This window comes from Flavobacterium sp. (assembly GCF_043773265.1).
Taxonomy (GTDB): domain Bacteria; phylum Bacteroidota; class Bacteroidia; order Flavobacteriales; family Flavobacteriaceae; genus Flavobacterium.
In genome coordinates this window covers 1-11,832 of record NZ_JAYVFH010000281.1, presented here as the reverse complement: position 1 = coordinate 11,832, position 11,832 = coordinate 1, and the positions used below count along the sequence as shown (strand labels likewise).

The window sequence follows — 11,832 nt, the reverse complement described above, 5'->3', positions numbered from 1 at the left end:
AAAAACAACAAGAATTTGGCGATTTAGACTTAATAAAAAAATTAAGTCCAGAGAAATCTTTATTTAAACCTATCTTGAAAATTGTAGTCGTTCTTTTAGGATTTACTTTTTTAATCATCGGATTAGTAAATCCCAAAATGGGAACCAAAATAGAACAAGTAAAACGACAAGGAATTGATATAGTTTTTGCGGTAGATGTTTCTAAAAGCATGTTGGCAGAAGACGTTGCGCCAAATAGATTAGAGAAAAGTAAACAACTTGTTTCACAATTAATAAATCAATTGGGAAGTGATAAAATTGGAATCATTGCCTATTCTGGAAGTGCTTTTCCTGTATTACCAATGACTTCTGATTATGGTGTTGCCAAAATGTTTTTGCAATCTATGAATCCCGGAATGATTTCTTCGCAAGGAACATCAATAGACCAAGCAATAGATTTGGCTTCGAATAAATATTTTGATAAAAAAGACAAAACCAATAAGTTGTTGATAATTATTTCTGACGGTGAAGACCATTCTAACAATGCAGAAAACGCCGCAGAAGAAGCACAGAAATTAGGAATAAAAATAATTACCGTTGGCGTTGGAACAGAAAAAGGAGGAACAATTCCGTTGGCTAAAAATGGTTATGGCGAAGGTTTACAAAAAGATCAAGAAGGAAATATAGTTGTTACTAAAAGAAATGCAGAAGTTTTAACAACAATTGCAAAAAGTTCAAAAGGAGGTTATGTTGATGGGAATTCAACAAAAGTTGTTTTAGATTATGTAAAAAAAGTTTTAGATAATACCGAAAAAACAGAATTCAGTGCAACACAAATGGCCGATTTTAAATCGCAGTTTCAATGGTTTTTGGGCTTTGGTTTTTTTCTTTTATTATTAGATGTTTTTTTATTAGAAAGAAAAACCAAATGGGTAAAAAAAATGAATTTATTTAATGAAGAAAAATAAATTCTATTGATTTTTATTACCGTGCAGATATAATAAAACGGTTTTGTTATTTCGACCTTTTAAGAGAAATCACACAATCAAAATAAAATAAATGAAAAAATTAATTATATATTGTCTAATCCTAATCACTTTTGCCACAAAAGCACAAGAGAAAGACAAATTTTTGCCAAAAGGCAACGAAAAATTTGCAGAGAAAAACTATGTCGATGCTGAAGCAAATTATAGAATATCGCAAGCCAAATTCAAAAAGAAGTCCAAATCTTCTTACAACTTAGGAACAACTATTTACAAACAAAACCAACCATCAGAAGCCAAATATCAATTTGCAAAAGCAATTAGTGATGCTAAAACAAAACCCGAAAAACATCAAGCATTTCATAATCTTGGAAATTCATTAATGAAAGAAAAAGAATATTCTGGCGCAGTTGAAGCTTATAAAAATGCGCTTAGAAACAATCCAACAGATGAAGAAACAAGATACAACTATGCATTAGCAAAAAAAATGTTAAAAGACAATCCACCAAAAAAAGACGACAAAAAAGATAAGAAAGACGACAAAAAAGATAAGGAAAAGGACAAAGAAAAAGATAAAAAGGAAGAAGATAAAAAAGAAGAAGATAAAAAAGACAAAGAAAAAGAAAAGAAAGACCAAACCGATAAAAAAGAAAAAGACAAACCAGAAGAACCACAACCAAAACCTAGTGGTGCATCTAAACAAAGAATCGAAAATCTTCTTGATGCTGTAAACAATGAAGAGAAAAAAGTGCAAGAAAAAATAAATGCACAAAAGGTTCAAGGAAAACCATCAAAACCAGAAAAAGATTGGTAATTAGTCAATTACGAATTAAAAATTTTGAATAAAAAATGAGAAAGTATTTATTTCTTTTATTTACAATAATTTCTATAAACCTACTTTGTGCTCAAGTAAAATTTGAAGCAAAAGTAAGTAGAGATGAAATTGGTATAAACGAAAATGTGAGAATAGAATTTTATATGAATTTTGATGGAGACAATTTAGTAATTTCAAATTTTCAAGCATCAGGATTTAGAATAGTTTCTGGACCAAGTCAAATGGTAAGTCAATCATGGGTAAACGGAAGAAGCACTTTCAACAAAGCATATTCATATACATTGATGCCCTTAAAAAAAGGAAAGTTAACTATAAAAAGTGCCACAATAGAATATAACGGACAAGTTTATAAAACTCAACCCATAACCATAACCGTTGGAAACGCAGTTGCTCAACAACAACAAAATCCGTATTCGAATAATACATATTATAATCAACAGCAACAGCAACAACGCGTTCCTTTAAATGCAGGAAAAGATGGTGTTCATCTTGTAGCAGAAATTTCTAAAACAAATCCCTATGTAAACGAACCAATAACTGTAGTTTACAAAATTTATGTTAGCAATCGTTCTGCAGTTGGTGGTTGGAATGAAACTAATAAACCAAAATATTCTGATTTTTGGAGTCAAAATATTGATGTAAAACAATTCAATATTCAACAAGGAGTTTTTAATGGTGAAAGTTACCGATATGCCATACTTCGAAAAATGGTTTTGTATCCTCAAAAAGCAGGAAACCTTCAAATAGAACCATTAACATTAGACGTTCAAGTTGAAGTTCCAACAGGAAGAGTTGATGTTTATGGTGAATATGAAACAAAAATGCAAACTAAAAGAGTTTCGGCTGGAGCCAAAGTTATAAATGTAAAACCATTGCCAGAAACAGGAAAACCCGAAGGATTTTCTGGAGCTGTTGGCACATTTGATTTCACAGTTTCACCATCCAAAACAACATTAAAAAGTGGAGAATCTTTAGATTTAAACCTTCAAGTAACAGGAACAGGAAACTTAAAATTATTTAGTTTACCAAAACCAATTGTACCATCTTCATTAGAAATGTATGATCCAGAACACACCGAAAATGTTTCAACACCAATTTCTGGAATGACAGGAAGCATACAAGATAAATACACAATTATTCCTCAATCTAAAGGAAATTTTGCTATAAAACCATTATCATTTTCCTATTTTGATTTAATTTCAAATAGTTATAAAACCATTACTTCACCAGAAATAGTTTTAGATGTTTTGCAAGGCGAAAATACAACAGCAGGAACAACCAATACAAGCAAAGTTCAAGTTGCAGCTGCCAAATCGTTTGCATTTATTAAGCAAAAAACATCCCTATCATCTATTAATTCTAAAGATTTCTTTGGTTCAGGATTGTTTTATGGTTTGATGATTTTACCAATACTTTTTATTCCTCTTATAATTGTTTTTAGAAAAAGAAAAGAAGCCGAAGACGCAGATATTATTGGAAATAAAAAGAAAAAAGCTAATGCTTTAGCCAAAAAATATTTATCAGAAGCCAAGAAATATATAACTAAGAAAGAGCCATTTTATATTGCATTAGAAAAAGCAATGCACAATTTCTTGAAAGCTAAATTAAGCATCGAAACATCAGAAATGAGTAAGGAAAAAATCACAGAAATTCTGCTTTCTAAAAATGTAAATACTGAAACCATAAACGAGTTTATAACACTGACAGAAAGTTGTGAACTAGCAAGATATGCACCATCAACAAGTACAATAATTCATCAAGATTATGATAAAGCAGTAGCCATTATATCTGAACTTGATAAACAAATTAAATAGTAACACAATGAAAAAATTATTTTATTTATTTTTGATTTTTTCGTGGTCTGTTTTTGCAACAGATATTTCCAATCCCTTTGCAGATGGAAATAATTATTACAAAAACGAAAACTATAAAGCGGCAATAACAAGTTACGAAAGCGTTTTGGCCAATGGTCAACATTCGGCTGAGTTGTATTTTAATCTAGGAAATTGCTACTACAAACTACACAAAGTTGCACCAGCAATTTACAATTATGAAAAAGCATTGCAATTAAATCCTAACGACCAAGAAATAAAAACCAATTTAGATTTCGCTCAAAAAATGACAATCGACGTCATAAAAGTTATTCCAAAAGTTGGTTTTGATAAACTCATACAAGATTTTACAAGCAGTTATTATTATGACACTTGGGCATGGATTGCAGTAGCATTAACGTTTTTGTTTTTAGCTTTTTTTGCGGCTTATTATTTTTCTAGAACTGGTGTAAAAAAACGAATTTTTTTTACAGGAATGTTTGTGATTTTAATTGCAATACTAATTAGTATTTCATCGGCGATTTATGAAAAAAACAGAAAAACAAACGAAAAATCAGCCATAATTTTTTCTGAAACAGCATCGTTAAAAGCAGAACCAAAAGCAACAAGTTCTGAAACAATTTTGCTTCATGAAGGAACCAAAGTGTACATTCTAGAAAGCATTGCCAATTGGAAAAAAATACAACTAACCGATGAAACTACAGGTTGGATAAGCGACGAAGCTATTAAAGAGTTGAGGTAAATGTTATATGTGTTTTTTTACTGAACACTAAATACTGATTACCGAACACTACTTTTCAAATCCTTAAACCAATCAGTCAAAACTGGTAATAAAATTTCAGAAGTTTTTAAAACTGGGTTAAAAAGCAATGAATTATTTTGAGTTTCTTTAGATAAAAAAGTGTCGTTGATATTTACTTTTTGAAATAAACTCAATACAATTCCAAGTAATAAAGCTGTTTTTAAAGTTGCAAAAAACGCTCCACCAATTTTATTGAGCCAACCTAAAAAAACAAAACTCGCAATTTTTGAAAAAACTTTTGCCAATAAATGAATTGCAACAACAACAATTATTAGTGTAATTACAAACGCAATAACCTTTGCTGTTTTGGCAGATGAAGTTATACTATCACCAAGAAAATTTCCAACAACATAAGAGAATTTTACAGCAATATAAATTCCAACAAAGAATGAAACTAGTGAAGCCAATTCTACAAAAAGTCCGTTTCGCAAACCACGAATTAATCCAAAAACCAATAAAGCACCTAGAACAATATCTATAATTCCCATAATTTCATAAAATTGAAATGCAAATATATAAGAATATAGAAAATAGAACAAAGAGAAAAGATTCTAAATGTGATATATTTGCAAATCATTTTAGATAAAGATAAAGTCAATTCTCTTTTTTCTCTACTCTATTTTCTAAAAAAAAGAAAAAAAAAATGTCAAGAGACGAACAATTAAAAAACCGCTGGAACAAAGTCGTAGAAATCCTTTCCAATCAATTTGCCGATGGCGATGTTTTAGATTTAGACGCAATTATATATTTAATTGGAGTACAAGAACTTGGAAAACTCAAAGAAGCTTTTAAAAAAGACGAAAAAGTAAACCTAATGCACATTGCAATTTGTAGATTACTCGAACCTTACGGATATTACGAATTCGATTTTGTAGACAAAGACGGTTGGCCACATTACACAGTAAAAGAAGAATTACCACCACTAAAAGCAGGCGAACAATCAATTTTAATGAAAGATGCTATAGTGAGTTATTTTCTAGAAAAAGAACTTATTGACTAGTTTTCAGTCGCAGTCTCAGTTTTCAGTTCAGAATATTCTGAAAACTGAGACTGCAACTGTTTACTTTCAACTAAAATCCCTAAATTTGCACCTTCAAAGAACGACCGATGATAGACAAGATTAAACAGCACATAGAAGAAGCCAAAGCATTCAATACTAAAAACAAAGAAGCTTTAGAACATTTTCGTATAAAATATTTAGGAAGCAAAGGATTGCTAAAAGAACTTTTCATTGAGTTTAAAAACATACCAAACGAACAAAAGAAAGACTTCGGACAAGTAATAAATACTTTAAAAACAGTAGCCGAAGAAAAAGTAAAAACCATTCAAGAAGAACTAGAAAGTAAAGAAGAAATTAAAGGTTTTTATGGCGATTTGTCACGTCCAGGCGAACCATTAATTATTGGTGCTCGTCATCCTATTTCATTAGTAAAAAATCAAATTATTGACATCTTTTCAACCATAGGATTCAACGTTTCTGAAGGTCCAGAAATTGAAGACGATTGGCACAATTTTACCGCATTAAACTTGCCAGAATATCATCCGGCACGCGATATGCAAGACACATTTTTTATTCAAACAAATCCTGATATCTTGTTGCGAACACATACTTCATCAGTACAAGTGCGTTATATGGAAAACAATAAACCGCCAATTCGCACCATTTCACCGGGAAGAGTTTTTCGTAACGAAGCAGTTTCATCACGTTCACACTGTATTTTTCATCAAGTAGAAGGTTTATATATTGACAAAGACGTTTCATTTGCCGATTTAAAACAAACCTTGTTGTATTTCACCAAAGAAATGTTTGGAAAATCTAAAATTCGTTTGCGTCCATCGTACTTTCCTTTTACAGAACCAAGTGCCGAAGTTGATATTTATTGGGGTTTAAAAACAGAAACCGATTATAGAATTACAAAAGGAACAGGTTGGTTAGAAATTATGGGTTGCGGAATGGTAGATCCAAATGTTCTTAAAAACTGCGGAATAAATCCAGACGAATACAACGGTTTTGCCTTTGGAATGGGAATAGAAAGAATTGCAATGTTATTATATCAAATTGGCGATATCAGAATGTTCTATGAAAACGATGTGCGTTTCTTGGAGCAATTTAAGTCATCAATATAAATTAAACAATACATTTTTACCACTTAGAGCACTAAGTTTTTTCACGAAGCTCACTAAAAATTTGTGTTCCTTGCGTCTTCTTTATGAACTTTGTGGTTAATCTAAAACTGAAAATGAAATCAGACATAAAAATCCCAACAGTAGAAAACGTATTCCTTGCTGCAATCCAAGAATGGAGCGATGACTTCATGGAAAAAGTTTGGTATGCTTATCTAGTAAATGATTCAGATTTTGATTTAGAAAGTGTACTGGTAGTTTCCAATGCCTTTGGAACAATAGATGGCGAAATGAAAAAAACATCACTTTTGCGACATGCATTTCCAAAAGTACCAGCAGTTTCAGTAGTAAAGATAGAATTATTAGAAAATAGTATTTTACGATTAAATAACGAATTCATGGTAACCTACTTTATTGGGAATACTTTGTATGACAAGAAATTTATTTTTAAAGCACAAACAATCACTCCAGATTATGTTGAAGAAGTGCCAATTTTGTTTGTTGATGGCGTTATTGTTAGGTAGAAAAAAGAAAATTGTTTCAATTTTTGTCATTTCGACCTTTTGGGAGAAATCGCATGAAGTTAATCCTCATTAAGCAATTTTGACAATGTGATTTCTCCTTCGTCGAAAAGACAAAAAAGACAAAAAAAAATTCAAAAAAAATACGCAAAGTTGTCATTTCGACCTTTTGGGAGAAATCGCATAAAGTTAATCCTCATTAAGCAATTTTGAGAATGTGATTTCTCCTTCGTCGAAATGACAAAAAAGACAAAAAAATAAAAATTCAAAAAAAACACGCAAAGTTGTCATTTCGACCTTTTGGGAGAAATCACATAAAGTTATTCTCGAAATTTGATTTGGTTAATGTGATTTCTCCTTCGTCGAAAAGACAAAAAAAATAAAATTCAAAAAAATACGTAAAATTTTCATTTCGACCTTTTAGGAGAAATCGCATAAAGTTAAACCTCATTAAGCAATTTTGAGAATGTGATTTCTCCTTCGTCGAAAAGACAAAAAAGACAAAAAAAAATTCAAAAAAAACACGCAAAGTTCTCATTTCGACCTTTTGGGAGAAATCGCATAAAGTTAATTCTCATTAAGTAATTTTGAGAATGTGATTTCTCCTTCGTCGAAAAGACAAAAAAGACAAAAAAAAATTCTAAAAAAATACGCAAAGTTGTCATTTCGACCTTTTGGGAGAAATCGCATAAAGTTAATTCACATTAAGCAATTTTGAGAATGTGATTTCTACTTCGTCGAAATGACAAAACGAGATTTTCATTAAAAATGATGATTTAAAAATTCGAATTTAGGATTAAAACTTCTAATTAAATCTAATTTCTTTTCTCTTCTCCATTTTTTTAATTGTTTTTCTCTAGCAATCGCTTCTTCAACCCAAACAAATTTTTCGTAATAAACAAGAAATTCAATATTATACTTTGATGCAAAGGTTTTGTTTCCTGTTTCTATATTTTCATTATGTTGATTTAGTCTTAATTTAATATTATTTGTCATCCCGATATAAAATGTAGACCTATACCTATTGGTAATTATATAAACGTAGTAGGAATGAAAACCTTGTTGTGGATTGAATTCATTCATGTTTTTTTAATAATAAGTTTTTTAAATTAGTTTGTCATTTCGACCTTTTGGGAGAAATCGCATAAAGTTATTCTCGAAATTTGATTTAGTAATGTGATTTCTCCTTTGTCGAAATGACAAAAAAAATTCAAAAAAATACGTAAAATTTTCATTTCGACCTTTTGGGAGAAATCGCATAAAGTTATTCTCGAAGTTTGTTTTAAGACAATTTATACTCTTCAAAATTAATTTAATAAAAACAGATTAACATAGTTGTATTTTGAAATTTTACTCTTTTTTAGGTTTTCTTTTAAAAAAAGTACTCCAACTATTGTATTTTTCATCCTGACCTTTCCAAGTTATGTATCCCATAATAAATATTCCACAAAGAAAAATTAGAATCAATCTAACGTATAAATCACTCGAATTGAGTTGTTCGTTAAAAGACTTTTCATTTATAAAAACCATAAAAACAGTCATTAATATACTCCAAATCATTCCAACTTTTAGTTGAAATTTCCATCTTTCACTCATATTAATCTAATTTATCCGTTAGTTTTTTAAATACTGATTTAGCATCTTTTCCTTCATACAAAATTTCATAAACAGCATCAATAATTGGCGTTTTGGCTTTGTAATCTTGGTTTAGTTTGTAAGCACTTTTTACAGCATAATATCCTTCGGCAACCATACTCATTTCCATCATAGCACTTTTTACAGTGTAACCTTTTCCAATCATATTTCCAAACATTCTATTTCTAGAAAAAACAGAATATCCAGTAACTAATAAATCTCCCAAATAGGCCGAATTATTAATATTACGTTTCATTTTATGCACTTTTCTAATAAATTTCTTCATCTCACGAATGGCATTACTCATTATCACCGATTGAAAATTATCGCCATAACCCAATCCGTGAGCAATTCCGGCAGCAATGGCATAAATGTTTTTTAGCATTGCAGCATATTCGGTTCCAATAATGTCGTCAGAGATTTTGGTTTTAATATAATTTCCAGCTAAAACTTTGGCAACTATCTTTGCTTTTTCTGCATCGCCAGAAGCAATTGTTAAATATGATAATCGTTCTAAAGCTACTTCTTCAGCATGACACGGACCAGTTATTACACCAATGTTTTCAAACGGAATATCAAATTTTTTATTGAAATGTTCGCCAACAATTAAGAATGTTTCTGGCACAATTCCTTTTATTGCAGAAAAAATTACTTTATCTTTTAAACTAACGGTTAGTTTTTCTAACTCTGCACTTAAAAAAGCCGACGGAATGGCAAAAATGATATAATCAGCATAAGCAACAGCTTCATTAATATCTGATGTAAGTTTTAGTTTTTTAACATCAAATTCAACTGAACTTAAATAATTTGGATTGTGTTTTTGAGTTTTAATATGATCTATTGCATCTTGGTTTCTCATGTACCATGCAATTTCGTCAAGGTTTACACATAACATTTTTGCAATAGCTGTAGCCCAACTTCCGCCACCAATTACTGCAAATTTTGGATATTGATTCATTGTAGTTTGTTTGAATTATCAAAAATACTCAATTTATATGGTAATCACAAAAGTTATACTTTGATGTGTTTCGGTATTTAAATAAATTCTATTAAGATTAATTTAACTTATATTTATGATTTTCAATACAATAAGACTAATTCTGAAACGTTTTATATAAATAATTTCTGTTAGTTTGAAATTATAAGTTTAGTTAGTTAAAATTTTGTTTTGGGGTTTGAGAAAGCCATTCAGGGATTAATTTCTTGAATGGCTTTTGATTTTTTATGCTGAACTTGATTCAGTATCTTTTATTTAAATATAGCTTTTAAACTGCAATAAGTGTAATAAAATAGAATTTAATAACTCATTTCAACAATTTCCTTAACTTTTTCTAAAGTAATATTTTGTTTTTCGCCAAGTGCTTTCCAACCTCTTTCGCTGAAACGATTTACTATAAAATCGGCAGTTTTTGAATAATCATCTGTATTTTCAGAAAGTTTGGTTTTCATTCCCATTTTATGGAAAAATTCTACTGTCTTTTCAATGGCATTGTTGGCTTTTTCATCTACTGAATTTCCTGCAACATTAAAAACTCTTTCGCCATATTGTGCTAGTTTGTCTTTTTTAGTTTCAAACATAACTTGGTATAAATTGGGTGCAATAATTGCCAAAGTTCTTGCGTGGTCAATTTCATAAAGCGCTGTTAATTCGTGACCAATCATGTGCGTTGCCCAATCAGATGGAACTCCTTTTTGAATTAATCCGTTCAATGCCATTGTTGCACACCACATAAAATTAGACGCCAATTTATAATCACTAGGGTTTTCTACCACACTTGGACCAATTTCTACAAGTGTTTGCAAAATTCCTTCTGCAATTCGGTCTTGTAAAAGTGCATCGTGAGGATAAGTTAAATATTGTTCCATAACGTGGGTAAAGGCATCGATAATTCCGTTTTCTATTTGACGTTTTGGCAATGATGAAACTACAGTTGGATCACAAATAGAAAATTTTGGAAACAAAGCACTTCCGCCAAGAGTAAGTTTTTCTTGAGTTGCTTCGATTGTTACAACAGCTCCAGAATTCATTTCACTTCCAGTTGCTGGCAAGGTTAAAACGGTTCCAAAAGGAATTACCTTTGACAAATCTGTAAATAAAACTCGATTTTTAAGAATATCAATTGGATTTCCTTCATAATGTGTTGCGCCAGAAATAAATTTTACACCATCAATAACGCTTCCTCCACCAACTGCAAGAATAAAAGTGATTTTTTCATTTTTTACAATTTCTACTGCTTTAAATAATGTTTCAAATCTTGGATTGGGTTCGATACCTCCAAATTCTATTATTTCATAATCTTTTAAAGCCGATTTTACAGCTTCGTGAACTCCGTTATTAAAGATACTTCCGCCACCATAAGCCAATAAAACTTTAGCATTTGCAGGAATTAATTTAGATAGTTTTTCAGTTTGTCCTTTGCCAAAAAGGTAATTGACAGGATTGTATAATTCGAAATTTAACATTTTAATAGATTTAATAGATTAATGTTTAGAAGATGAAATTTCTAAACCGAAACAAATTTACAAAAAGCTTGCTCGATGACTTAATAAAGTATGTTAAGATTACTTCCTATAATAATTATTATAATCAATTTCTTGCCAAACTTTTTCAGAAAGTAATGGTCTAATATTCTTTTTATTCTTAATATTTGCTCTAATAAAAGTAGATGATATTTCTACAATTGGAGCATTTATTTTATGAATTTTAAATGCTGAACTTGTTCCTACATCTTTTAAATTAGAGTCAACATCTGTTTTTTCAGAAACTCTTGGATAAATATAAATATCGTGGTTTTCTAAAATATACTCATAGTTTTTCCACTTGTGAAGCGATTTTAAATTGTCTTCTCCCATTATCAAAGAAAATTCGTGCTGCGGAAATTTATCTTTTAAATGTGCAAGCGTATTTACTGTATAATTGGGTTGAGGTAATTTAAATTCAATATCAGAAGGTTTTATTTTAGGATATTCTTCTGTTGCCAATGAAACCATATGAAAACGTTGTCTGTCATCAAGCAAAGTATTTTTTTCTTTGTGCGGATTGTGTGGCGTTACAACCATCCAAATTTGTTCTAAAACAGAATGTTCTGCCATGTGATTGGCAATAATTAAATGACCAACG

The 11,832-nt window shown here is 30.2% G+C and carries 13 protein-coding genes; 7 read left to right on the top strand and 6 right to left on the bottom strand.

The window, feature by feature from the left end; genetic code table 11:
• The 4 genes from ACH2BO_RS14615 to ACH2BO_RS14600 all read left to right on the top strand — a co-directional run.
• Positions 1–947: VWA domain-containing protein (locus ACH2BO_RS14615; protein ID WP_395045470.1), on the top strand; the 947-nt coding region annotated here is incomplete at its 5' end.
• Positions 948–1,038: 91 nt separating this feature from the next.
• Positions 1,039–1,776, top strand: coding sequence for a tetratricopeptide repeat protein (locus ACH2BO_RS14610; RefSeq protein ID WP_395045469.1), 738 nt, complete (start codon positions 1,039–1,041; stop codon positions 1,774–1,776).
• Positions 1,777–1,811: 35 nt separating this feature from the next.
• Positions 1,812–3,611 (top strand): BatD family protein, encoded by a 1,800-nt coding sequence (locus ACH2BO_RS14605; RefSeq protein ID WP_395045468.1) that lies wholly within the window; start codon positions 1,812–1,814, stop codon positions 3,609–3,611.
• Between the two features lie 7 nt (positions 3,612–3,618).
• Positions 3,619–4,371: a tetratricopeptide repeat protein gene (locus ACH2BO_RS14600; protein ID WP_395045467.1), complete on the top strand. Its 753-nt coding sequence runs from the start codon at positions 3,619–3,621 to the stop codon at positions 4,369–4,371.
• A gap of 38 nt (positions 4,372–4,409) precedes the next feature.
• On the opposite strand, the gene ACH2BO_RS14595 is transcribed toward ACH2BO_RS14600, so the two are convergent.
• Entirely contained in the window at positions 4,410–4,919 is a 510-nt protein-coding gene (locus tag ACH2BO_RS14595; protein ID WP_395045466.1) for a CvpA family protein, read from the bottom strand.
• A 155-nt stretch (positions 4,920–5,074) separates the two neighbouring features.
• Here ACH2BO_RS14595 and ACH2BO_RS14590 point away from each other — a divergent pair, with 155 nt between their 5' ends.
• The 3 genes from ACH2BO_RS14590 to ACH2BO_RS14580 all read left to right on the top strand — a co-directional run bounded on the left by ACH2BO_RS14590 (position 5,075) and on the right by ACH2BO_RS14580 (position 7,079).
• On the top strand, positions 5,075–5,431 hold the full coding sequence (locus ACH2BO_RS14590) for a hypothetical protein (protein ID WP_395045465.1): 357 nt from the start codon (positions 5,075–5,077) through the stop codon (positions 5,429–5,431).
• A gap of 107 nt (positions 5,432–5,538) precedes the next feature.
• On the top strand, positions 5,539–6,558 hold the full coding sequence (pheS, locus tag ACH2BO_RS14585; protein ID WP_395045464.1) for a phenylalanine--tRNA ligase subunit alpha: 1,020 nt from the start codon (positions 5,539–5,541) through the stop codon (positions 6,556–6,558).
• Positions 6,559–6,671: 113 nt separating this feature from the next.
• The gene (locus ACH2BO_RS14580; protein ID WP_395045463.1) at positions 6,672–7,079 is read left to right on the top strand and encodes a hypothetical protein; all 408 of its coding nucleotides are present in this window, start codon (positions 6,672–6,674) and stop codon (positions 7,077–7,079) included.
• Between the two features lie 759 nt (positions 7,080–7,838).
• Here the strand turns inward: ACH2BO_RS14580 and ACH2BO_RS14575 are convergent.
• The 5 genes from ACH2BO_RS14575 to nadD all read right to left on the bottom strand — a co-directional run.
• Entirely contained in the window at positions 7,839–8,159 is a 321-nt protein-coding gene (locus ACH2BO_RS14575; RefSeq protein ID WP_395045462.1) for a GIY-YIG nuclease family protein, read from the bottom strand.
• A 267-nt stretch (positions 8,160–8,426) separates the two neighbouring features.
• Positions 8,427–8,672, bottom strand: a complete 246-nt coding sequence (locus tag ACH2BO_RS14570; RefSeq protein ID WP_395045461.1) for a hypothetical protein — start codon at positions 8,670–8,672, stop codon at positions 8,427–8,429.
• 1 nt (position 8,673) lies between these two features.
• Entirely contained in the window at positions 8,674–9,669 is a 996-nt protein-coding gene (locus ACH2BO_RS14565) for an NAD(P)H-dependent glycerol-3-phosphate dehydrogenase (RefSeq protein ID WP_395045460.1), read from the bottom strand.
• A 338-nt stretch (positions 9,670–10,007) separates the two neighbouring features.
• Positions 10,008–11,174: an iron-containing alcohol dehydrogenase gene (locus ACH2BO_RS14560; protein WP_395045459.1), complete on the bottom strand. Its 1,167-nt coding sequence runs from the start codon at positions 11,172–11,174 to the stop codon at positions 10,008–10,010.
• A 99-nt stretch (positions 11,175–11,273) separates the two neighbouring features.
• Positions 11,274–11,832: nicotinate (nicotinamide) nucleotide adenylyltransferase (gene nadD, locus ACH2BO_RS14555; RefSeq protein WP_395045458.1), on the bottom strand; the 559-nt coding region annotated here is incomplete at its 5' end.